Annotated in this window: 19 protein-coding genes; 2 read left to right on the forward strand and 17 right to left on the reverse strand. The window is 40.8% G+C overall.

All coding sequences use genetic code 11. The annotated features are described in order from the left end of the window. Positions 1–98: 98 nt before the first annotated feature. The 10 genes from prfB to flaG all read right to left on the reverse strand — a co-directional run bounded on the left by prfB (position 99) and on the right by flaG (position 11,316). Positions 99–1,200 (reverse strand): peptide chain release factor 2 gene (prfB, locus tag ACGLYD_RS13940; RefSeq protein ID WP_156476176.1). Its coding sequence is split into 2 segments (ribosomal slippage): positions 99–1,127 and positions 1,129–1,200, totalling 1,101 coding nucleotides; the frame shifts between segments, so codons are not numbered across the junction. A gap of 38 nt (positions 1,201–1,238) precedes the next feature. Further along, positions 1,239–3,746, reverse strand: a complete 2,508-nt coding sequence (secA, locus tag ACGLYD_RS13945) for a preprotein translocase subunit SecA (protein WP_067211966.1) — start codon at positions 3,744–3,746, stop codon at positions 1,239–1,241. Positions 3,747–3,969: 223 nt separating this feature from the next. Further along, entirely contained in the window at positions 3,970–4,536 is a 567-nt protein-coding gene (gene hpf / locus ACGLYD_RS13950; RefSeq protein ID WP_067211968.1) for a ribosome hibernation-promoting factor, HPF/YfiA family, read from the reverse strand. Positions 4,537–4,655: 119 nt separating this feature from the next. After that, positions 4,656–5,051 carry a PilZ domain-containing protein gene (locus ACGLYD_RS13955; RefSeq protein WP_067211970.1) on the reverse strand — a complete coding sequence of 132 codons (396 nt, stop codon included), beginning with the start codon at positions 5,049–5,051 and terminating at the stop codon, positions 4,656–4,658. A gap of 63 nt (positions 5,052–5,114) precedes the next feature. Continuing rightward, a complete protein-coding gene (locus tag ACGLYD_RS13960; RefSeq protein ID WP_399628508.1) occupies positions 5,115–6,590 on the reverse strand; it encodes a methyl-accepting chemotaxis protein in 1,476 nt (491 codons plus the stop codon). 425 nt (positions 6,591–7,015) lie between these two features. Beyond that, on the reverse strand, positions 7,016–8,485 hold the full coding sequence (locus tag ACGLYD_RS13965; RefSeq protein ID WP_399628510.1) for a methyl-accepting chemotaxis protein: 1,470 nt from the start codon (positions 8,483–8,485) through the stop codon (positions 7,016–7,018). Between the two features lie 157 nt (positions 8,486–8,642). Then, positions 8,643–8,963 carry a hypothetical protein gene (locus ACGLYD_RS13970; protein WP_197485335.1) on the reverse strand — a complete coding sequence of 107 codons (321 nt, stop codon included), beginning with the start codon at positions 8,961–8,963 and terminating at the stop codon, positions 8,643–8,645. A 29-nt stretch (positions 8,964–8,992) separates the two neighbouring features. Next, positions 8,993–9,394 (reverse strand): flagellar export chaperone FliS, encoded by a 402-nt coding sequence (gene fliS, locus ACGLYD_RS13975; RefSeq protein ID WP_067211979.1) that lies wholly within the window; start codon positions 9,392–9,394, stop codon positions 8,993–8,995. A 36-nt stretch (positions 9,395–9,430) separates the two neighbouring features. Next, positions 9,431–10,927, reverse strand: a complete 1,497-nt coding sequence (locus ACGLYD_RS13980; RefSeq protein ID WP_399628513.1) for a flagellar hook-associated protein 2 — start codon at positions 10,925–10,927, stop codon at positions 9,431–9,433. A gap of 17 nt (positions 10,928–10,944) precedes the next feature. Further along, entirely contained in the window at positions 10,945–11,316 is a 372-nt protein-coding gene (flaG, locus tag ACGLYD_RS13985) for a flagellar protein FlaG (RefSeq protein WP_354312323.1), read from the reverse strand. 250 nt (positions 11,317–11,566) lie between these two features. On the opposite strand from flaG, the gene ACGLYD_RS13990 reads away from it, so the two are divergent. Next, complete coding sequence (locus ACGLYD_RS13990; RefSeq protein ID WP_399628517.1) at positions 11,567–13,564, forward strand: methyl-accepting chemotaxis protein; 1,998 nt, start codon at positions 11,567–11,569, stop codon at positions 13,562–13,564. A gap of 217 nt (positions 13,565–13,781) precedes the next feature. Here ACGLYD_RS13990 and ACGLYD_RS13995 read toward each other — a convergent pair whose 3' ends face one another. Together ACGLYD_RS13995 and ACGLYD_RS14000 are read right to left on the reverse strand one after the other, a co-directional pair. Beyond that, positions 13,782–14,804, reverse strand: a complete 1,023-nt coding sequence (locus ACGLYD_RS13995) for an NADH:flavin oxidoreductase/NADH oxidase (RefSeq protein WP_067211988.1) — start codon at positions 14,802–14,804, stop codon at positions 13,782–13,784. 117 nt (positions 14,805–14,921) lie between these two features. Next, positions 14,922–15,344 (reverse strand): MarR family winged helix-turn-helix transcriptional regulator, encoded by a 423-nt coding sequence (locus ACGLYD_RS14000; protein ID WP_399628520.1) that lies wholly within the window; start codon positions 15,342–15,344, stop codon positions 14,922–14,924. A gap of 477 nt (positions 15,345–15,821) precedes the next feature. Between ACGLYD_RS14000 and ACGLYD_RS14005 the strand changes: the two genes are divergently transcribed. Continuing rightward, the gene (locus tag ACGLYD_RS14005) at positions 15,822–17,813 is read left to right on the forward strand and encodes a methyl-accepting chemotaxis protein (RefSeq protein ID WP_399628523.1); all 1,992 of its coding nucleotides are present in this window, start codon (positions 15,822–15,824) and stop codon (positions 17,811–17,813) included. A 424-nt stretch (positions 17,814–18,237) separates the two neighbouring features. Here ACGLYD_RS14005 and ACGLYD_RS14010 read toward each other — a convergent pair whose 3' ends face one another. The 5 genes from ACGLYD_RS14010 to ACGLYD_RS14030 form a co-directional block, all read right to left on the reverse strand. Further along, on the reverse strand, positions 18,238–19,404 hold the full coding sequence (locus ACGLYD_RS14010; protein ID WP_399628525.1) for a pyridoxal phosphate-dependent aminotransferase: 1,167 nt from the start codon (positions 19,402–19,404) through the stop codon (positions 18,238–18,240). Between the two features lie 108 nt (positions 19,405–19,512). Next, a complete protein-coding gene (locus ACGLYD_RS14015) occupies positions 19,513–20,502 on the reverse strand; it encodes a C-terminal binding protein (protein ID WP_399628528.1) in 990 nt (329 codons plus the stop codon). Positions 20,503–20,524: 22 nt separating this feature from the next. Next, the gene (locus ACGLYD_RS14020; protein ID WP_399628531.1) at positions 20,525–21,799 is read right to left on the reverse strand and encodes a TRAP transporter large permease; all 1,275 of its coding nucleotides are present in this window, start codon (positions 21,797–21,799) and stop codon (positions 20,525–20,527) included. Then, the gene (locus ACGLYD_RS14025) at positions 21,799–22,284 is read right to left on the reverse strand and encodes a TRAP transporter small permease (protein WP_399628534.1); all 486 of its coding nucleotides are present in this window, start codon (positions 22,282–22,284) and stop codon (positions 21,799–21,801) included. The genes ACGLYD_RS14020 and ACGLYD_RS14025 overlap by 1 nt, the downstream gene beginning before the upstream one ends. Positions 22,285–22,355: 71 nt before the next feature. Then, on the reverse strand, positions 22,356–23,390 hold the full coding sequence (locus ACGLYD_RS14030) for a TRAP transporter substrate-binding protein (protein WP_399628537.1): 1,035 nt from the start codon (positions 23,388–23,390) through the stop codon (positions 22,356–22,358). Positions 23,391–23,406 lie beyond the last annotated feature (16 nt).

Genomic DNA, 23,406 nt, shown 5'->3' on the forward strand with positions numbered 1-23,406 from the left:
ACTTCCAAAACCTCTTTATAGGACTATCCATTTTTTTCATTAAAGTTGTGGGCAAATGAAAAAGCGCACCGAAGTGCACTCCTTTTCATTTCATTTTATTAAGATATACGTGAACGTAAGTAAGCATTGATGAACAGGTCGATATCGCCGTCCATTACTGCACTGACGTTTCCTGTTTCTGCACTCGTCCTGTGATCTTTTACCATGGAATACGGGTGGAAAACGTATGAACGAATCTGGCTTCCCCAACCGATTTCTTTTTGATCTCCTCGAATTTCAAGAAGACGTGCTTCTTCTTCTTCGACTCTAATCTGGTAAATTTTCGCTTTCAATAAATTGATTGCGCGATCACGGTTTTTAATTTGTGAACGTTCTGTCTGACATGTAACAATTGCGCCAGTTGGAAGATGCGTCATACGGACTGCTGAATCTGTCGTATTGACGTGCTGTCCACCCGCACCGCTTGAACGGTACGTATCGATTTTAACATCTTCCATTTTAAGGTCAATGTCAACTTCGCCTTCAAACTCCGGCATTACTTCTATTGAAGAGAATGACGTATGGCGTCGGCCTGATGAGTCAAACGGAGAAATCCGAACGAGGCGATGAACGCCTTTTTCTGCTTTTAAATAACCATATGCGTTATGGCCTTTAATTGCCAATGTTACGGATTTCACGCCAGCTTCGTCTCCGGCTTGGTAGTCGAGTGTTTCGACTTTGAAGCCGCGATGTTCAGCCCAACGTGTGTACATGCGAAGCAACATAGAAGCCCAGTCCTGGGATTCCGTACCGCCTGCACCCGAATGAAGTTCAAGAACCGCACTATTCGCATCAAATTCATCACTGAGTAGCATTTGCAGTTCGAATTCATCGAGCTTCTTCTTGAATCCCTTCAACTCTACGCCAAGATCTTCTTGCATCTCTGCATCGTTTTCCTCGCGTAATAGTTCAAGCGTCATTTCAAGGTTTTCTTGTTCATCAGTCAACTCCGTGTACTCGCCGACAACGTCTTTCAACGCATTCGACTCGGAGATTACTTTTTGTGCACCTTCCTGGCTATCCCAGAAACCTGGCTCTAGCATTGCTTCATCTAACTCTTGAATTCGTGCCTCTTTGTTTTCTAAGTCAAAGAGACCCCCTAAAGTCCGCTAATTTCTTAGCTGATTTGTCGAGCTCGTTGCGTACATCGGATAATTCCATCATAATAGTTTCCTCCTGAATTTGGGTTGCCCGGTAACTTATGCATTACCGTGGCAGTTTTTATATTTCTTCCCGCTGCCGCATGGGCATGGATCGTTACGACCGATGTTTACTGCGCGACGCACTGGTTTCTTACGCACTTGCTCGCCATCCTCTTTCGGATTAACGGCCTGTGCTTTAACAACTTCTTCACGTTCAAGGTTGTTGCGAATTTCTGCTTTCATCACATATTTCGCTGAATCGGCTTCAATCGATGCGACCATTTCCTCAAACATTGCAAATCCTTCCGCCTGATACTCACGAAGCGGATCAGTTTGACCATATGCACGTAAATGGATACCGTGACGCAATTGATCCATCGCGTCAATATGATCTGTCCATTTCGAGTCAATGGCACGAAGCAAGACGACTTTTTCGAATTCGCGCATGCGCTCTTCCGACATTTCCTCTTCCTTCTCATCGTACCGTTCAGTAACAGCTTCTTGGATCAACGACGTCAATTCCTCAACCGATTTCTCTTCCATAGCCACAGTTGTTATACGACCGTCCGGGAGTATATTTGCGCCCAAGAAATCTTCGAGTCCTTTTAGATTCCAATCGCTTTCTTTTTCTTCCGTCGTATGAATTGCCACAGCATTTGCAATTACATTCGACAGCATTTTCTCTAGTACGCCACGAATGTTTTCTGACTCTAGAATTTCATTCCGTTCTTTGTAGATGATTTCACGCTGCAGGCGTAATACATCATCATACTGCAGCAAACGTTTCCGTGCATCAAAGTTATTTCCCTCTACCCGTTTCTGAGCAGATTCAACCGAACGCGATACCATTTTCGACTGAATTGGCGTCGTGTCGTCCATACCAAGTTTCGTCATCATCGACTTCATTTGGTCCGAACCGAAACGGCGCATTAATTCATCTTCAAGCGATAAATAGAACTGCGTCACACCCGGATCCCCTTGACGACCAGAACGTCCACGTAGCTGGTTGTCAATTCGACGCGACTCATGTCGTTCTGTACCAAGAACCGCTAGACCGCCAAGTTCCTGCACGCCTTCTTCAAGTTTAATATCCGTACCACGGCCCGCCATATTCGTCGCAATTGTAACAGCACCTTTGTGACCGGCTTCCAAAATGATTTCCGCTTCACGACTGTGGTTTTTCGCATTTAAAACATTATGCTTCACACCGTATTTTGTCAAATGCTTAGAAATAATCTCAGACGTTTCAATCGCAACTGTACCAACAAGAACTGGTTGCCCTTTGTCATTCCGTTCTTTGATGTCCTCCGCAACTGCCTGGTATTTACCTTCCATTGAAGAATAAATAAGATCTGCACGGTCATCACGGATTAGCGGACGATTCGTCGGTATAGCAATGACGTTCATGTTGTAAATATTACGGAATTCTTCTTCTTCCGTTTTCGCTGTCCCAGTCATACCAGACAGTTTGTCATACATACGGAAGTAGTTTTGGAATGTAATTGTTGCAAGAGTCATCGTTTCATTCTGAACTTCTAGGCCTTCTTTTGCTTCAATCGCTTGGTGAAGTCCATCACTGTAGCGACGACCTTTCATAAGACGTCCTGTAAATGAATCGACAATGACGACTTCGCCTTCTTGAACAACATAATCGACATCAATATGCATACTCGCATGTGCTTTCAACGATTGGTTAATCGCATGGTTAAGTGTCGTATGTTCCAAATCGAATAAGTTATCAATACTGAATGCAGCTTCCGATTTCTCGATACCACTTTCTGTCAAGACGACACCTTTCGTCGACTCATCATATGAATAATCTTCTTCTTTTTTGAGTGATTGTGTAAATTTATTTGCCAAGCGATACAATTCTGCCGCTTTCGCAGCTTGCCCTGAAATGATTAGTGGTGTACGCGCTTCGTCAATTAAGATCGAGTCAACCTCATCTATAACTGCGTAGAACAGCGGACGCTGCACTTTATGTTCATTATAAAGCACCATGTTATCACGTAAGTAATCGAAACCGAGTTCGTTGTTCGTGCTATACGTGATATCCGCACTGTACGCTTCCCGTTTCTCTTCTTTCGATAAACTATTTAAGTTCAGACCAACTGAGAATCCGAGAAACTCATAAAGTAACGCCATTTCCGTCGCATCACGACTTGCAAGGTATTCGTTCACGGTTACAACGTGTACGCCTTGACCCGCAAGTGCGTTCAAATAAACCGAAAGCGTTGACGTCAACGTCTTCCCTTCACCGGTTTTCATCTCCGCGATATTGCCCTCGTGTAAAGCAGCAGCCCCAATAATTTGCACACGGAATGGATACATGCCAAGAACACGTTTCGACGCTTCGCGAACGACTGCAAAAGCCTCAGCCTGAAGATCATCAAGCGTTTCTCCTTTTAAGAAACGTTCTTTGAATTCAGTTGTTTTTGCTGTCAGTTGTTCATCCGTAAGCTGTTCCATTTGTGTTGCAAGCGCTTCGACCTTGTCCGCAATCTTGTCAAGACGCTTCAAATCTCGTTTATTCATATCAAACATTTTATTCAATACGCTAAGCATTTAGGTCACATCCTCATTAGGTTCACCCTTCATTTTAACACTGTGAATTGCACGGTGCAAATGGTCTAGCCAAAACACATTAAGGAATTTTTGTATTGCGCGATAGGAGGGCCATAATACACGGGTATAATAGGTTTTTCCGCTCGTCCCCCACTATCGGAAATCAAAAGAAGACCCCTAAGCAGTATTCCCGCTTAGGGGTCTTCCAAACTCCATTATCTATTCAGCTTGTTTCAATTAAGCCATATTTACCATCGCTACGTTTATAAACGATGTTTGTGCCGTCAGAATCGGAATCTGTGAAGACGAAGAAATCGTGGCCAAGCATGTTCATTTGAAGAATTGCTTCTTCTTGGTCCATCGGTTTTAGATCAAAATTCTTAGTTCGGACGATCGCAAATGCCTGATCTTCTTCCCCATTTGCATCACTGTTTTTCTCTTCGCTTTTATTGACGGATGCGAAGAATGCTGCAACGCCTTCACGTTCACGGAACTTACGGTTTACTTTTGTTTTATATTTTCGAATTTGACGCTCTAACTTGTCAACGATCAAGTCGATAGCTGCATATAAATCGTTATGACGTTCCTCTGCACGAAGCGTTAAGTTTTTCATAGGAATTGTTACTTCCACTTTAGTTTGCTTATCATTGTAAACTTTCAAATTCACATGTGCAGTTGCGTTTGCATTTTCATCGAAGTATCTTTCGATTTTTTGCAATTTCTTCTCGACGTGTTCACGAATTGCCGGAGTTACCTCGATATTTTCACCGCGAATATTAAAATCTAACATATGAACTCCTCCTTTAAGTTAACCTATACAGTACACTTCTACACATTCCCCATAAAGTCCTTCTAAAAACATTTAGAAAATTAAATATATTGTCGATTTGTGACGAATACGTTCAAAAATTACTTTTTTTCGTCCTTTATAGCGCTACCCAATGCACTTTCAGAGCGTCTACGAAGTTTAAGCTCTTCGACGATTAAATGTTCAATTTCTACGTTTTCATCAAAATCATAACCGTACATGTATCCCCCACTATATGGCTTCTTCCACACAATTACGCCTTGCAGGTCGATTAATTTTTCATAAAGTGTGAATTTGATATGCAAGCGGACAGATTCACGTTCAAGAGGAATATCGAACTTCGCAAAAAGCTTTGCACCACCTGGACTGATGTCTAAGAAATGACATTCGCCCGGGCTCGATTCTATATCCGTTCCATTTTCAACGACAATCCGGAATTCAGCTACAAGCGGTTCCCCAAATGTATACCTAAAATATTCAGTCCGTTTATAAAGCATCTTCTCCACTCCGTTCTAACGCACCAAGATTTGTTTCTCTCATTATAGCAGACTACATAACTTTCAACGAACTTCAGCCAAGCTTGTCGTTCGTCGCATTGTCCCGTCCAGCGTCGTCACAATCTGCTCATTGTCTACAACCGTTCCATGAATCGTAGCGTTCACTTCTTCCAGTGATGCACTCGATTCGGTCAGTAAGTCAGCAAATGAGCTTGTCATACGCCCGATGTCCGTCGTCTCCTTTGTAATTGAAGCCATCTTGTCGTCAAACATGCCAAACTTCCGGTGAAGGTCACTCAATGTGTTGTGCATGAGTCCGATTTTCATTTCAGCGTCCACCGACAATGCTGCCTGTGTAACAAGTTTTCCTGTACTGTTCGTCAAATTGGCACGCGAGCGATCATTCATCGTGTTGACATTTTCCAAATTGCCATTTATTTCAACCAATGTCACCGCCGTTAATCCAGCAAGTTTCCTGATTTCATCCGCGACAACCGCAAACCCTTTGCCGTGCTCTCCCGCGCGAGCCGCTTCAATCGACGCGTTCAATGCAAGAAGATTCGTTTGTCCCGTAATCGTCTCAATCGACTTGGCAAGCGCATTCGTCTTCTCGATATTCTCAGTAAGCGCATCAAATGATCCGTTCAAATCAGTGAGATAAATTTCCACTTCTTCCATACCTGTACGCAAGTTTTGCATGACTTCCACCATGTCAGCAGATTCAGCGCGAAGACTAGCTGTGTCTTCATTCATAAGGTGCGTTTCCTTATGCATATCAGCTACATCATCTTGCGTGCGTTGTGCATTTTTTGCGATGTTCGCAATTTGAAATGCTTCCTGTTCAACACTTGCTGAAACACCATCCATAATTGTCAGCAGTTCCTTCTGTGCTTCCAAATGTCGTCCAGCCGTCTCACCAATCGCCGTCAAATCAGCTGCAACCTGTTCAATCCCTTCATTCAACGAACGATGCTTACTCTCTTCTAAAAGCGTGTGTGCTGCCTGCTCAGTCGTAAACAAATCGACTTGCATTTCCAACTTTTTCGTCTGCTTTATTTGGATGAATAGCCCTACTGACATCAAAATCAGTACGAGCGCCAAACTGCCTTTGCTCGCTGCAATTTGCTCCTGATACGGATAGTTCGTTAAAAAGACGACCAGAACAGCAAGGGACAACGCAAAACCATAGGTCATAATCCGCATGGATAAATGAACACTTGCAATACCTGCTATGAAAAACGCGATTCCAGCTGTCGCAACAGACGGTTCCCCTATAACCCCATTCAATATCGCGGCAAATCCCGTCACGCCTAGGACAATCCATGGAAACATGCGTTCAAAAATAGCGACCTTTTTCGCCAATGCATAAAACAATAACGTAACAACAACCGGTATCGCCATACTCACTGTCTTCAGCATACCTTGCCCCGTAACAAAATAAAAAATCAAACCGATGAAACTAGAACCACCAAGTGTCACAAATAGAATGAAGTTCTTATTTGAAAATTCCTTCTGCCGCATGGTATCCACAGTGTGCATTCATAATCCCCCTTAGAAGTTCCTATCTATATACCTATTTTACTTGCAGTTGATTGAATTATCCAACATATTATTGTAAGCCGATCATAAGCAATGCATGACCGAGCATATAACACGCTTACCGATCATATACAACGCACGACCGAGCATATATCTTCCTTACCAAGCATAAGCAACGCATAACCGAACATATATCTTCCTAACCAATCATAAACCCCGCACGACCGAGCATATATCTTCCTTACCAAGCATATACAACGCACAACCGATCATATATCATCCCAACCAAGCATAAACAACGCACAATCGATAATATTACACGCCAACCAATCATAAACAGCACACACCGAGTATATATAACCCTAATCAATCGTATACAATACACGACCGGCAAATAATTCCCCCAAAAATGGGGCAACATCGCATTAGTTTCTTATCCGAACTGCTTCCTCATGCGTTTCATTGATATACGTGGCGATTTGTTGTTGTTCTTCAGTCAGTTCGGTCAACGTAGCATTCAATTCTTCCACAGCCGCGGTACTTTGCTCGACAATCGCCGCAAAATCCATCGTCCGTTCCTGAATTAATGCACTGTCTTCCGTAATTTTGCCGAAGTCTTGGATGAAAATCGATAATACCTTCTGCAACTTCGTCATCGTTTCAAACAAATCTATAAAGGACGCACTAGACTCGTCTGCTACTGCAGTTTGCATCGTCACTTGCTCCAATCCATCTCCAAGTTTTTTAACGGCTATTTCATTATAATTGTTCACTTCTATCAAGTTTGCGTCAATTTTAGTTAAGGTCTCTCTTGTAAGTCCTGCCAATTTCCGAATTTCTTCCGCAACTACCGCAAACCCTTTTCCTTGTTCTCCAGCACGCGCAGCTTCAATCGAAGCGTTTAGCGCAAGTAAATTTGTCTGTTCCGTGATGGCTTTAATGGCACTTGCGAAAAGGTTCGTTTCGTCAATTTTACGTGATAATATACCAAACGTTTCATTTAAATCAGTAAAAAAAGTGGTGAAAGAGTCAATGCTTTCTTTTAATTGTGCAATTTTCATAGTTCCATTTTCCGCTTTACGACCTGCTTCATTCGCCTGAATCACGACCTGACCTAAGCCTTCTGCAATGACTTGAACCGATTCGTAAGTGTGTTCCGCATTTTCCGCGATATCTGAAATATGATCCGCCTGATGTTGACTGCCGACACTTACTTCATTAACAGCCGCAAGCATTTCAAGCTGCGATGTGGCAGATGTCTCCGTATTTGAACGAAGATACGCAAGGTTCGATGTAATCTTTCCAACCGCCTCGTCAAGCTTTTCAGCAAGTGCTCCTTCTTCGCGCACCTTAAGTTCAGTTAGTTCGACAAGTTCCTCCACATGCATGAACATCCGCCCATTTTGACGGACAAGCAAGAATAAGACAATCCCTGCTAGGAAATGAAGTAGTAATAGATTTGTCCCGCTTCCTCCAACGAGTTCTGGAGCAATGAAAAATTGATTATTTATTATCATGCCAATGAAACTCAGTGCAAAACTAAACGCCATAATGGCCATCTTGCCATGAATTGAACCAATCACCAATATAAGGATGATGATCCCTATTGTCCCAAGATTTGCTTCTGAAAAAAAGATGACACCCATCGCAATTGCAAAATTCATGATGAGTAATAGATAAGGCAGAAGAAGTGACAATACCTCAACTTTTTTACTTAGAAAATAGAATAGAATCGCGAGTGCAAAAGGTATGGCAACAGACAATTGAATAGTTATCGGCGAGCGCTGTATGAGTTGGGCTAGTAAACCCAGCCCTGCAGCAAGTGCAAATCCAATCATCATAATCGAGTTTTTCCGAAGCCAATCTTCCCGCTTTAATTGAGTAATATTCATCATCTATTTCCCCTTTGACCTCAATTTTCCCTACACTAAATTTCCCATTAATTGTTCTATGTAAAATGTACCATTAATGAACCATCATTCATACGGGCATAATTAACTAATTATTCAATAAAAAAACCAGTCAGAGAATTAATCTCCAACCGGGTAGTAGTTATTGCTTCGTATCGTAAAATGTACCATCTCGCGCTACATTGCTGTAAGGATTGACGTAGTTTTTCATATTGTCTTTCTTCGCTTGTGATTCCACGATGTCTGTACGAATCAGTTGTGTAAATTGAGCAAGTTTCTTTTGGACATCCGCTTCTGTTTCGACAAGACTTCTGCCAAACACTTCTTCTTCGGGCGTGAACGGGGCGGCAATATGCGGTTGCAACTTATCACGATCATCGAGAAGTGCTTCGATGCCCGCAATCGTCTCATCCCGCTTATCTACCGCTGTTTCTTGCGACAACCTCACTAATTTTCCCGTCACATCACGCCACGCTATCAGCGCAGGCCGAATCATATTTCATCTACGTTCGCGTACTGTTTCTGCCGGTTAATCTGAATAACCTGCTTCCAGGTATCGCGGAACTCCGTAATAATTGCTGACGCTTCATCGAACAGGGCACTGTCGTTTTTAATATTGCCGTCAATCAGTCTGCTGTTTGCAAACTCATAGAGGACAAGCATATTTTGTGAAACTGGGTACGACTTATCGAGCGTCAACATGAGCTCAGAAATGATTGCTTGTGCTTTTTGGACGGCCTTGTTCTTTTCTTCAATATTATTGTCATTCATCGCTCTTTTTGCTTGTAGGATGAATTTCAAACAGCCATTGTAGAGCATAAGTGTCAGCTCGCCTGGCGTTGATGTATTTACAGAGTTGTTTTGATAGGTTGCATAAGGGTTGTTGATAGCCATATTTTATCTGTCTCCTTTAGTTCACTACTGCTGTTGTTAATTGTTACTAAATGCATTCATAAGACTAGCCGACTGTGAGTTTGCACGATTGATTGCCGTCTCCATTGCGGAGAACTGTTTCCAGTAGCGGGTTTCCATCATTTTCAATCGGTCTTCGAACCGTTCAATCTGGTTATTCATTTCTTTCAGTGAGCGGCCGAGTGAAAACGTATCGTTTACATCGCCCACTTTTCCCGCACGCTGAGCGATTGACGTTTGAGTTTTATCAACTATAGTTCGGAGTTTACGTGCAAATCCTTGTTCAGCCACAGTAGCTCCATCTTTCGAGAACATTTCATGAACTTTATTCGGATCATCACTAATCGCTTTTTTCAATTCTTCTTCATTTATGACGAGCTTACCATTAGCTAAGTAGTCCTTAGACGTTGTAATACCTAGACTTTTTAATGTATCGCTGCCTACAGTCCCCATAAGGGCTGTCCTCATTTGCGTCAGCATACTGGAAATAGTGGAATCGTTACGAAGCGTACCACTTTTCGCTTTTTCTTCCCACATTTCGATATCTTTATCCGTCATATCTTTCTTCTGCGCAGCTGAAAGCGGCTGGAAATCACGGTATTTAGGTTCACGGATTTGTTTGTTCAAGTCTTCGATAAGCTTGTTGTATTCGTCGACGAACTTAGTGACGGAGTCGAAGATTTTATCGGTGTCTGGGGCAGAACTGAATGAGACTGTTTTTGCATCGTCTACAATTACACCATTAATAATTGGTGCAGTTACCTGTTTTAATGAAAATTCAAAACCATTGAGTTGGAATGTGTTTGATGAACGTTGTGTTCTGAGTCCATTAATAGTGATGTCGGCATTTTGACCGGGAATCTTAGTTCCGGTGTTCAACCCTAAAGATGTACCTAAATCACCGATAACTTTGATATCTCCTTCTCCACTATTTTTAGCAGTCATTGCAATTTTCCCGGTATGTGAATCGTAAAAGGCAGTTACATCGGTTTCTTTATTTAGTCTATCTAAAACGGATTTCAATGTATCAGTTTCTTTGAATTCTAATTCTTTTGCATCTATTGTCATCTTACCATTCGCATCAACTGCATTGATTGTTATCTTTGTACCAGTAATGCCCAGCTCCTTTAAAGTAGAATTCACCGATGCTGCTTTAGTTAACTGATTCCCTAAAGTTTCTGGTTCTCCACTTTGCAATGTAGCATTTTTCGCCAACTGATGAATCTGTATCGTCCCAGAAAAATCACTAGTAGACCCCATATTTCTAATCGCTACATCATTCGGTGAAGAAATATTCACCGTCTTCGCTGAAAACGAAGTCGAAAGAATCATCGTGTCAAACGTCTTTTTACTGAAATCAAACAGCTGACGGTTCGTCGTGCGGTAATCGTCCAACTGCCATTCTAAGTATTGTTTTTTCTGTGTGATTTTATCGAGAGGTATACGGTGTGCGTTCATTAAATCTGTTACCATTTTCTCCGTATCCAAACCTGAAGCTAGTCCACTAATTCGCATATTATCTCACGCCTTCCTTAAATTTTCCGATCGACAAGCAAGCCGACAAATTCGCGCATTGCCGCATGGATGTCCAAAAGTTTTTTGGACGGGATTTCCCGTATGACTTCGTCCGTGGTTGAATCAACGATTGTTACATAGTACTCGTTGAGCTTCTCATGGAACTTGAATCGCAATTGTGTATTCGCACTTTCTAAAAACGTGTTCATGCTGTCAGTCATTTGCTTTGCCTTGTCAGCCGGCAACTGTTGTTCATTGCCGGCTTTCTGCTGCACTTTCTCCTGAATCGCTTGCACTTGCACCACCGAGACTTCCCTGTCCGGTGCCATTTTTTCTGCTAATACATTCACTTGATTCACTACGGCTCCGCCATCCATACGACTTACCATTCGCCAAACCTCCCTGTACTTAACAACATTCAATATGATTTATATCGGCAAACCCATAAGGAAGTTAAGCAAATTGGCAATAAAAAGTATTGGGTTTCCGCCAAAGTCATGTTTGCTCGTTTGAATCAAAATAGTTCAACACTACTATTCTCTCTTATTTATTTCATCTACTATCTAAATAAACAAGAATAATTGCCGAAGCATATAAAGTAGTTCATTTAATGTAAGAGAAAGCGAAGGTGCAAGAGAAATGTTCAAATCCATCCGAACAAAAATAATTATGACAGTAATGGTGCTATTCCTCATCGGCGTATCCACTATGACTTTCATTAGCAATACGATAGTGAAAAATAATACCGAAGAAAGTATTATCGAATCGAGTGGTGCACTCACCAATGAAATGGGTTATGCAATCGAAAATTTTCTTGGTCAGTACGAGAAAGGCATAGCACAATTATCCACCTCTCCTACAGTGACGGGATTTACACTTCCTGAAGAAGATGCTACAGCAACCAATTCGATTTCTGTACTGGAAGCTGAACTAGAGAGCTTCCTCGGCTTTTACGAAGATACAACTTCCGTCTATTTAACCCTTCCGACTAAAGAAATAATGATTATGCCGAATGCAGATCTCGGAGCAGATTTTGACCCGACCACTCGGGATTGGTATAAAAATGCGGTTGAACATCCAGACGTTGTCCAATGGTCTAGTCCTTTCATCGACTCCGCTACTGGAGAATTGGTCATCGCTGCCTCAAAAGCAGTACTATCAAATGGCAAATTAATTGGTGTTATGGGCCTTGATATTCAACTCGGTGCATTGACTGATAAAATAGCTTCCAGTGATGTCGGCTATAAAGGCTACCCAATGTTACTCGATACAGAAGGCATCGTGCTCGCACACCCGGAAAGCCAAGGGGCTGACTATATGGACCAGCCTTTCATCGCGGACATGTACAAAGGTGGAAATGAAAAGGGTGCCATCCACTACGATTATGAAAGTAACTCCTATATAAACGTTTATTCCACAATACCGAAGTTCGGTTGGAAAATTGCCGCCGTCTATGATGAAAAAAATATCAATGCCGCGGCAAATAACTTACGTACATCAATGATTGTCGTCGCACTTGTCACCTTGCTTGTCATCTTCGCAGCACTCTATTTCATCATCAGTCATACCATCAAACCACTTGGCCAGCTAAAGTCACTCATGGATTCCGTATCCCAAGGTGATTTGACAGTTCGTTCTGAGGTTAAAACGAATGATGAGATTGGCGAACTTGGCGATAATTTCAATATAATGATCGACAACATGAACGCTATTATTACTGTCGTCAACGGCTCTGCAATGAACGTCCGGACAAGCTCTGAAAGTTTAAGCGCTGTTGTGGAAGAAACGAATGCATCAGGGGAAGAAGTTGCACATGCAGTGACTGAAATTGCACATGGCGCTTCGAAATCTGCTGAAGATGCTGAAATCGTTACAGAAAAAGCCTATCTTCTTGGCCAACAAATTAATGAAATCACAACGAAAGCCGTCGTCATGTCTGACATTGCAACGAAAGCCGGCGATATGAATACAAGTGGTCAAGGGCAAATGCAAGAGCTGAAACTGTCTTTCAATGACTGGGAAACCAATTTACAGTCCATGGCCGAAGTGATCGGTACACTTGAAGGTAAAGTAAATGCGATTGGCGGAGTCATGGAAACAATCACCCAGATTTCATCGCAAACGAATCTGCTTGCATTAAATGCAAGCATCGAGGCAGCCCGTGCAGGTGAACACGGCAAAGGATTCGCAGTTGTTGCGGATGAAGTAAGGAAACTCGCAGAACAATCTGCCCGTTCAACGGAAGAAGTAAAAGTGACAGTACAGGAACTCCAAATGGAATCAAGACTCGTCTCACAACAAATGAACGAAACACGCGAAAACTTCCAACGTCAAGGTACCGTCGTACATGACACTGAAATCACTTTCGGAGAAATCTCAACATTGATGTCCGACATGCAAGACTCCATCGACGCAGTGTACGAGGAAATTCAGAAAGTCGCGACACACAAAGACGACGTTGCTGAAACGATCCAAACAATGGCAGCAACTTCTCAAGAAACTGCCGCGGCATGCGAAGAAGTCAGTGCTTCAACAGACGAACAACTTCGCGCGATTCAATCTGTAACTGATGCAGCGGAGACGTTGACGGAGTTAAGTGAGGAATTGAGTTTGGCGGTTAATCGATTTAAGGTGTGAATTTAAAAAATTGCTTACGACATTTTGTCGTAAGCAATTTTTATTTATGTTATAGCGTCGCTCGCAAAAAAAATTCACAAAAATGTATCCTAAACCCCATTCCCCTTCTATATAAAGAATAAAAGGGGTTACTTTTAACGACAACTTATCTATCCGAATATGCACACTTCACAAACAAACACGATTTAGACGAGGCAACAAGACAACATGAAAATCATTAGAATCCTGCTAAGTACTGTGTCGGCACTGCAGTTTCTTTTCTCAATTGCTTAGCAGCTTCCAATGTCCAATAAGGATTTCTCAGCATACCTCTTCCAACAGCAATAAGGTCTGCTTCTTCATTCCCTATGATTGCATTGGCTAGATTTGGATCATCCAATCTACCGACAGCCATGACTGGTATCTGAAGCGCTTCTTTGATTTGTCTAGCTAACGGTACTTGGTAAGCTACATGTGTTCCTGGTCTCCCCCAAGCTGCGATTTGACCCTCTCCACCAGAAGAGACGTCAAACATATCCACTCCAGCTTCCTGATAAACGCGAGCGAACGCAATACTTTCGTTTATTCCATAACCACCTTCTACATATTCCTTTGCAGAGATACGCATCAATAGTGGCATATCGGCAGGCATTTCCGCTTTAGCTGCTAGAATGACTTCGCGGCCAAACTTGGTTAGATCCTGTCCGTATTCATCTTCCCTTTTGTTGGTAAGTGGAGAATGGAATTGATGGATTAAGTAACCATGAGCGCCGTGGATTTCGATTGAATCAAATCCAGCCTCAACCGCGCGTCTTACTGCTTTACGGAACTTCTCCACCATCTCTTTTACTTCATCTGTTGAAAGCGCTCTTGGTGTTTTAGACTTCTCGTCGAATGCGATTGCAGAAGGCGCAACAGGCACAGCTGCATCTTCTGCTTTACGACCAGCATGTGCAATCTGAATCCCAACCTTAGCTCCATAGCGATGACAAGCTTCCACTATCTTCGCCAACGCAGGGATTTGATCGTCAGACCATAAACCCAAATCATAATCCGAAATTCTTCCATCAGGCTCTACATCCGTCATTTCAATCACGATAAAACCCGCTCCACCGATTGCTCTGTTGACATAGTGCAGATAATGCCAGTCATTGGCAATGCCATCTTTCTGGTCAACGGAATATTGACACATCGGTGGCATGACAACCCGGTTTTTTAACTCCAAATTCTTTATTTTGTATGGACTAAACAAATCTTTCATTGCAAAAACTCCCTTGTTAAAATATATATGCATTACACATACATATATATTAGTGCTATCTATTCTCCTTGTCAAATCAAAGTGCTTCTATTGAGCACTTCGATAGAACATGGCAGTTTATAGCTTTTCTACTAATTGTTTTATCAATCCTTCAACATCAATAGCAGAGAGGTGCAATCTAAGTATTTCACGGAAAGAGACTAGACTTTTATGTAGCTTCTGCTCACCTAGGTTTGTAAGATGCGTATAGGTACCTCTACGGTCATCTGTACAATCATGCTTTTCTAACGCACCGCAGTTCTTCGCTTCCATCTTCCCCACTAATCTGGAAAGTGCACTCTGACTCAATCCAATCATCTCTTGCAATTGCTGTAATCTCAATTTCTTGTCAGGCGCCATGGAAAGATAATAAAGCACGTAGAATTCTTTTAGCGATAGACTGTACTCAGCTTGCAGAACGTTTTCCAATTCTTTCTTCACTTTATTTTGTATTGAGTCTATGGATAACCAGTAATTCATAAAATCATGATTAGTTGTCATATACTATTCCACCTATTCTAAGTCAAATAATTCTGTACTTCAAACTTAATTATAGAGTAACTAAGCGTTATACTCAATCCAAACAATGGCGACAACGACACCAGAAACAGCAGCCTGTGATAAAGTAAGCGCTTCAACAGACGAACAACTTCGCGCGATTCAGTCTGTAACAGATGCGACAGAAATGCTGACAAAGTTAAGTAAGGAATTGAGTCAGGTAGTTAATCAGATTAAGGTTAAGAATTGAAGCACCACTTTAGACAACGTTTCCATATTAATAGTTGATAAAACTTCAAGAGCGCCTAGGATCTATTAATGATCCTAAGCGCTCTTTATATTGATTTAAAAACGATAAATATAGAATGATTATTATCACTTATTGTTTAATTTATCTATTTCTAAACAAATAAGTAATTAGACCGAAGATTACTTAGTGAGTCAATTCAACTAGACAGATAGAGAAAGCGAAGGTGCGCTATGTTCAAATCAATAAAAACAAAAATTATAGTAACAGTGATGGTTCTCTTCCTCATTGGCGTGACGGCAATGACCGCAATTTCCAGTTTGCAAGTACAATATAAAACAGAGAAAAACCTCATCGATCAGAGTGTTGTACTCGTCGACGAGATGGGTGCTTCGATTACGAACTTTTTAGAGCAATATAAAAAAGGCTTAATCCAAATGTCATATTCCAAAGCCTTAACGGAGTATACCAATGTCGGCGATGACATTGAAAAAAGCAGTGCTACATTACAGACAGAATTTAAGGAGTTTCAAAATTTATACGATGAAGCTTCGCAAATCTACTTAGCACTTCCATCAAAACACATGACCCTCGTTCCGCATGCTGACCTTGGAAACGATTATGACCCAACCAGCTTTGAGTGGTATCAAGAAGCGGCAAAAAATCCTGATACCGTCTACTGGACGGAACCACATATCGATCGTGCGACAGGCGAGTATGTCATCAGTGCCATGAAGGCTGTTCTGAAAAACGGAAAACTTATCGGTGTTCTTGGACTGGATATTCAATTGGCTTCGTTGGCCGAATCTATTTCCGAAAGTGATATTGGCTACAATGGCTATCCGGTTCTATTTGATGCCACTGGAACTGCAATGGTGCACCCCTCGTTAAGCGGTGAAAATCTGATGAACCTACCTTATATTGAAGAAATGTTCATAGGAGGTTTAGATGAAGGGGCCATCCATTACACACACGAAGGCAGCGATAGAGTGAATGTATTCTCTTCTATTCCCGATTTTGATTGGAAAATCTCAGCGATTTATCTCAAAAAAGATATTAACGAAATCGCAATCAATCTCAGAAACTCGATGATGGTTGTAGCAATTGCGACACTGCTATTATTCTTCGTCGTCCTCTACTTCATGATCAGCCGTACAATCAAGCCCATTGGAATTTTGAAATCTTTGATGGATTCCGTCTCAAAAGGCGACTTAACCGTTCGTTCTGCTATCAAGACAAAAGACGAAATCGGAGAACTAGGTGCTAACTTCAATACTATGATTGAAAACATGAATGCTATTATTACTGTCGTTAACGGTTCCGCATCAAATGTCAAAGCAAGCTCCGATAGTTTGAGTGCAGTTGCAGAGGAGACAAATGCATCGGGCGAAGAAGTTGCAAACGCAGTAACTGAGATTGCACATGGCGCTTCAAAATCTGCTGAAGATGCTGAAATCGTTACGGAAAAAGCCTATCTTCTTGGTCAACAAATTAATGAAATCACAACGAAAGCCGGCGTCATGTCTGACATCGCAACCAAAGCTGGTGAAATGAATACAAGTGGTCAAGGTCAAATGCAAGAGCTGAAACTGTCTTTCAATGACTGGGAAACCAATTTACAGTCCATGTCCGAAGTGATTGGTACACTTGAAGGTAAAGTAAATGCGATCGGCGGAGTCATGGAAACAATCACCCAAATTTCAGCACAAACGAATCTTCTTGCATTAAACGCAAGCATCGAAGCTGCCCGTGCAGGTGAACATGGCAAAGGATTCGCAGTTGTGGCGGATGAAGTACGAAAACTGGCAGAACAATCGGCCCGCTCTACAGAAGAAGTAAAAGTGACAGTCCAGGAACTTCAAACAGAATCCAGACTCGTCTCGGAGCAAATGAACGAGACGCGTGAGAACTTCCATCGCCAAGGCACAGTCGTAAACGACACGGAAATCACTTTCGGAGAAATTTCAACATTGATGTCTGATATGCAAGACTCAATCGATGCAGTTTATGAAGAAATTCAGAAAGTCGCAATACACAAAGACGACGTTGCTAAAACAATCCAAACAATGGCAGCAACGTCACAAGAAACAGCTGCCGCCTGTGAAGAAGTAAGTGCTTCGACGGACGAACAACTCAGCGCGATTCAATCTGTAACAGATGCAGCAGAAACGCTGACGGAGTTGAGTGAGGAATTGAGTTTGGCGGTTAATCGGTTTAAGGTGTAAGACTTTCAGTTTTGAAAACCGCTTAGGACAATTTGTCCCAAGCGGTTTTTGCTTGTATTATTTAGTTTCAGTTAATCTCCAAATTGCGAACTCTTGTTTTTTATATTTTTCGGAAGCCGTGATGGTACGATTGACAAACCTGTCGGGGAATCTATAGTCTTCAACATTCAAATATTTCCTTTCACAGACGAGAAAAAAACCTCAGAAATAATAGGATGGCGATCTAACACCCTATTTTGACTGGTCTCACTACCAATATCATGGAATAATAACCATAAGACTTCTTAACCGTTAACCACAAAGAAATAGTACCAGAATAACAGAACGAAAGAAAATTAAGGGAGCAAAACCACATAGGTTTTGCTCCCTTAATTTTTCAATATCTATTTCTAATAAATCCATAGCCATATTTCTTGAGCATACATTATGAAAATATGCCGAGTTTCTCAATCCTTGAAATAGCTTCGACGATTCGATTTTCATCTACTAATAGTCCAACACGTATATACCCTTCTCCATACTGTCCGAACGCATGACCCGGTGCTACGGCTATATCTGCTTTGTCCAGTAGTAGTTTGGCGAACGATTCACTTGTATACCCCACCGGAACAGAAAGCCAAGCGAAGAAAGAAGCTGTCGGAGAAACGACATCCCAACCGATTCGTTTGCATTCAGCCATTAGGACATTCCTGCGGCCTTCGTATAGTGAAACGAGCTCATCGACACATTCCTGACTACTCGATAATGCAACTGAGGCTGCGTGCTGAACTGCCGGAAAAATATCAATGAATAGATGGTCTTGCAATAAGTTGATGGCTTCAATGATTTCTTCATTTCCGACAGCAAAACCGACCCGCCATCCCGCCATATTATACGTTTTTGACAATGTGTACATTTCAATTCCGACGTCTTTTGCACCTTTCGCTTGTAAGAAACTGACAGGCTTTACACCGTCAAAACCAATTCCTCCATAGGCAAAGTCGTGCAAAACCGTAATATCATTAGCCTTTGCCAGTGCAATTGTCTCTTCAAAAAATGGAATGTTGGCAGATGCACTCGTCGGGTTATTTGGATAGTTTAAATACATTAGTTTTGCTTGCTTTTTTTGTTCATCCGAAAGGGCGTTGTAATTCGGTAAAAAATTATTTTCCGCGAGTAATGGCATTAAGTCGTATTTAATATTTGCCAAGCTTACGCTTGATAAATAATCAGGATATCCCGGATCCGGAAGCAATAGTAATTCACCTTCGTTCATAATCGCAAGCGGTAACTCAACTAATCCGGGTTTTGTTCCAAACAGAACTGCGACTTCTGTGTTAGGGTCGATAACAACGTCGAATTCTCTTTTATAAAAATCCGCAATAGCTTGTTTTAACTCTGGAGTCCCTCTGAATGGTGAATATCCATGTGTTGAAGGATCTTCAACTGCTTCTTGAAGTGCTTTTACAATATGGGGAGGTGTCGGTTGATCGGGGTTACCTCGCCCTAAATTAATAACATCTCGCCCTTCGGAAAGAGCTTCTTCAACGCTTTGAACAAGTGATGCAAAAAAGTGCGGTGGTAAATTCTTTAATCGATTTGAAATTATCATGTAATAACCTCATTTTTAATTTAGTCATTTTCACTATCCAAGTACTTGATATAAATGGTTCCAGATGAATTTGAAATAAGAACACAGCTAATCAAAATTGAATATCTTTTAAGAAAATATTTTTTTATTCACTAGATATTTTGGTTCTTTTCCATCATATACATCTAATATATTCAAAATTGCTTTTTCCCTAATTTCTATAAAGGCTTTATCCGAATACCATGCTGCATGAGGCGTTAATATGACTTGGTCTAGCTGCCTAAGAATGTGATCGTGTGGAAGCGGCTCAGTTTCGGTAACATCTAAAGCACAACCACTAATCTGGCCATCCTTTAATGCAACGATAAGGGCTTCCTCATCAATGATTGGTCCCCTGGCAGTGTTTATTAAAAAAGCAGTTTCTTTCATTAAATTAAACTCGTTAGTAGAAATTAAATGTCGAGTTTTCTCAATCAAAGGAACGTGTACTGAAATAAAATCGCTACTAGTAAGCAGTTCTGATAAATCAACTTTCTCAACGTCTGCTTTTTCCATTGTTGCTTTGTCGATAAATGGATCGTATGCGATAACTTGATAACCGATTGCATTTAGTTTTTCAGCAAGTCTGGCAGGTATTTTCCCGAATCCAACCAATCCAACTACGGCATTGGAGGCTCGCAGAGGGATAGTAGCTTTTTTAAAATCCCAATCCCCTTTCTTTGTTTGCTCATGATATGTAAATAATCTACGGGCACTTGATAAAATAAATGAAAGTGCATGATCTGAAACTTCATCAACACAATAATCATTCACATTAGCCACCATTATTCCAAGCCGGGATGCAGAATCTACATCAATCATATTAACGCCAATCCCATAACGAGAAATTATCTTTGCTTTTAAAGCGGCTTTTTGAATCTCCTCGTCAATATCTGCGTACATCACTAATAGAGCATCTGAATCTTTAATAGCATCAATGATGTGGTCTTTATTTCGTGATTGCAATACTTGGAATTCAATCGGAGCATCATTTTTCGTTCGTTTTTGTATCCATTCCTGCTCGATTTCTAAATCATCCCACTCATGATCAATAAGCGTAATCTTAAATGGTTTCCCCATTGTATCTACTCCATTCTAGTGTTTATTTTAAGAACATTAAAGAAATCCATGGCACATACGTGATTATCAACAAAACGACTATAAGTGTTATAAAAGCCGGTATGATTTTCTTGACAATTTGCTCGATTTTTAAATTCGAAATGCCTGATGCCACGTATAGATTTAGTCCAAGAGGAGGCGTTATAAATCCAAGACTTAAGTTGACAATCATTATTATTCCAAAATGGATTGGGTCAATGCCTAACCCCATAGCCAGTGGGAATAAGATTGGTGTCATAATAATAATTGCCGCGATTGTTTCCATAAATGTCCCTATTAATAAAAACAATAAATTAATAATTAATAAAAACACCAATGGGTTATCCGATATTGAAGTAACCACTTGTGCAATTTGATTTGGAATTTGTTCCAAAGTAAGTATTCTACCAAATATTGCTGCCGCGGCAACAATAATCATAATGGTTCCTGTCGTTAATGAAGAAGAAATAGTAACCTTAAAGAAGTCTTTGATATTCATTTCACGGTATACAAACATGCTTAATATAAAGCCATAAATTACAGCGACTACAGCTGCTTCAGTGGGTGTAAATATACTTCCATAAATACCGCCTAGGATTACGACTGGCATTAATAGGGCCCATTTACCCTCATTAATTGCTTGTAGACGTTCTTTCCAACTTGTCTTTGATGATTTTCCGAATTTATGTTTTTTCGCATAAAGTACTGCCCAAATGATTAATCCAACACCCATTAATATTCCCGGAACAATCCCTGCTAAAAACATATCACCAATAGATACATTAGCAGTCACTCCATAGATGACCATCGGTATACTTGGTGGGATAACAATCCCAATCGTCCCTGCCGCCGCAACAAGAGCCGTAGCAAATGGTTTGTCATAACCTTTTTTCACCATTTCCGGAATCATAATTGAACCGATTGCTGCCACAGTAGCAGGTCCTGACCCTGAAATTGCAGCAAAAAACATAGCAGTTAAAATGGTTGCGATTGCAAATCCTCCCGTGAAATGGCCAACAAATGCATTTGCCACTTTAAATAGCCGGGTAGAAATACCGCCTTTCCCCATTATATCTCCCGCCAATATAAAAAATGGAATTGCCATTAACGGAAATGAATCATTAGCAGTAAGTAAAACCTGAGTAATCAAATTGAACGGTAAATCTATTTCAGTCAAAAGAATCGTTAGGACGCTCGATATAATCAGAGCAAATCCTACAGGCACAGATAATAGCAGCAGTACAATTAAACAGATGAAAAGAAATATTGCTGGTGACATCAGTCTTGCACCTCGCTTTGGTTCGTCCATAAGTTAATGGAGACTTGTAAAAGTCGAATTGTTGTCAAAAGAAAGCCAACGGGAAGAGCTAAATACACAAACCACATTGGTATTTGCATGTTCGCCGAGGTCTGTCCAAAAATCATCATTTGTTGTACAAGAATATATCCTTCATATACAAAAAAAACTGATAGACTAAACACCAATAAATATACAATTTGCTTCATTACTTTTTGGACGATAGGTGGACATAAATCTAATATAATATCGATGCTAATATGCTTGTTTTCCTTAAATCCTATTCCAATAGTTAGAAATATTAACCAAATAAACAAATAGCGCGAAGCTTCCTCCGTCCAAGTGACAGAATCCCCAAAAACATACCTTGAAATTACTTGTACAAAAATAAAAATAGACATTGTAATCATAAATAGAGAAATAATAATCTTTTCAAATGAGTCGTCTATTTTTTTTATTATAGACATTTAACTCCCCCCAATAAAATTTATTAAAAAGGAGCATATCTCAATGCTCCATTTTAATAAATAAAGTTTTTTTACATGCCTACTTCTTTCATTAACTTATCGTAAATTTCTTCTCCAACTTCAGCTTTAACATCACCATAAACTGTTCTCATTGCATCTTGAAATTCTTTTTTATGCTCCTCCGTTAACTCTACTACTGCCATTCCTTCTGCTTTCAATAGATCCAGTGATTTCGCCTCATCTTCTAAAGAAAGTTGTCTATTGTAATCACGCGTTTCAATAGCTGCATCCATAACAACATTTTGCAAGTCTTCAGGGAGCCCATCGTAAAACTTTTGGCTTATGATTACAGGCCATGGAGAATAAAGATGTCCAGTAAGTGTTAAATTATTCTGAACTTCAAAAAACTTCATCGCGTACATAAGTGAAAGTGGTGTTTCTTGAGCATCGACTGTTTTTTGCTGTAATGCAGCATACAGTTCAGTAAATGCAATTGGAGTTGCATTAGCACCAGTTGCAGACCATGCGCCAATTTGCATTGGGCTTTCTAACGTACGTATTTTAATGCCCTTCATATCGCTGACACTTTCAATCGGTCTTTTATTATTTGTTAAATGGCGGAAACCATTTTCCCAATATACAAGTCCTTTAATTCCTTTATCAGAAAGCGAATCAAGAATTTCCTGTCCTACTTCACCGTCTAAAACTTTATATGCAGTTTCATGATCCTTGAAAAGATACGGTAGGTCCCAAAGTGCCATACTCTTTGAAAAAGATACTAACGGAGCAGATGATGGAAAAGTCATTGTTAAATTACCAAGTTGGATAGCCTCAATCATTTCTCGTTCCCCGCCAAGTTGACCATTCGGATAAATTTCCACTTTAATTTTCCCATCACTATTTTCTTCAACAATTTCTTTGAATTTCTCTATTGAATCTTGTGCGAAGTGATCTTGAGATGCCGCGTGTCCAACTTTGATAAGAAACCCTTTGTCATCTGAAGTTTTAGTACCTTCTGATTCTGTTTTCGAATCTACTTCAGAGCATGCTGCCATAATTACAGTTAATGTCAAAAGCATAAAGAATAACATCTTATTTTTCTTCATAAGTCAACACTTCCAT

The sequence above is a fragment of the Sporosarcina sp. SG10008 genome, from assembly GCF_044569405.1.
Classification (GTDB): domain Bacteria; phylum Bacillota; class Bacilli; order Bacillales_A; family Planococcaceae; genus Sporosarcina; species Sporosarcina psychrophila.

What these genes read in the sequence shown, in the direction of transcription:
- secA (WP_067211966.1), bottom strand. Translation starts at nt 3,746, where the DNA reads ATGCTTAGCGTATTGAATAAAATGTTTGATATGAATAAACGAGATTTG.
- hpf (WP_067211968.1), bottom strand. Translation starts at nt 4,536, where the DNA reads ATGTTAGATTTTAATATTCGCGGTGAAAATATCGAGGTAACTCCGGCA.
- ACGLYD_RS13955 (WP_067211970.1), bottom strand. Translation starts at nt 5,051, where the DNA reads ATGCTTTATAAACGGACTGAATATTTTAGGTATACATTTGGGGAACCG.
- ACGLYD_RS13960 (WP_399628508.1), bottom strand. Translation starts at nt 6,590, where the DNA reads ATGCACACTGTGGATACCATGCGGCAGAAGGAATTTTCAAATAAGAAC.
- ACGLYD_RS13965 (WP_399628510.1), bottom strand. Translation starts at nt 8,485, where the DNA reads ATGATGAATATTACTCAATTAAAGCGGGAAGATTGGCTTCGGAAAAAC.
- fliS (WP_067211979.1), bottom strand. Translation starts at nt 9,394, where the DNA reads ATGGCTATCAACAACCCTTATGCAACCTATCAAAACAACTCTGTAAAT.
- ACGLYD_RS13980 (WP_399628513.1), bottom strand. Translation starts at nt 10,927, where the DNA reads ATGCGAATTAGTGGACTAGCTTCAGGTTTGGATACGGAGAAAATGGTA.
- flaG (WP_354312323.1), bottom strand. Translation starts at nt 11,316, where the DNA reads ATGGTAAGTCGTATGGATGGCGGAGCCGTAGTGAATCAAGTGAATGTA.
- ACGLYD_RS13990 (WP_399628517.1), top strand. Translation starts at nt 11,567, where the DNA reads ATGTTCAAATCCATCCGAACAAAAATAATTATGACAGTAATGGTGCTA.
- ACGLYD_RS13995 (WP_067211988.1), bottom strand. Translation starts at nt 14,804, where the DNA reads ATGAAAGATTTGTTTAGTCCATACAAAATAAAGAATTTGGAGTTAAAA.
- ACGLYD_RS14000 (WP_399628520.1), bottom strand. Translation starts at nt 15,344, where the DNA reads ATGACAACTAATCATGATTTTATGAATTACTGGTTATCCATAGACTCA.
- ACGLYD_RS14005 (WP_399628523.1), top strand. Translation starts at nt 15,822, where the DNA reads ATGTTCAAATCAATAAAAACAAAAATTATAGTAACAGTGATGGTTCTC.
- ACGLYD_RS14010 (WP_399628525.1), bottom strand. Translation starts at nt 19,404, where the DNA reads ATGATAATTTCAAATCGATTAAAGAATTTACCACCGCACTTTTTTGCA.
- ACGLYD_RS14015 (WP_399628528.1), bottom strand. Translation starts at nt 20,502, where the DNA reads ATGGGGAAACCATTTAAGATTACGCTTATTGATCATGAGTGGGATGAT.
- ACGLYD_RS14020 (WP_399628531.1), bottom strand. Translation starts at nt 21,799, where the DNA reads ATGTCACCAGCAATATTTCTTTTCATCTGTTTAATTGTACTGCTGCTA.
- ACGLYD_RS14025 (WP_399628534.1), bottom strand. Translation starts at nt 22,284, where the DNA reads ATGTCTATAATAAAAAAAATAGACGACTCATTTGAAAAGATTATTATT.
- ACGLYD_RS14030 (WP_399628537.1), bottom strand. Translation starts at nt 23,390, where the DNA reads ATGAAGAAAAATAAGATGTTATTCTTTATGCTTTTGACATTAACTGTA.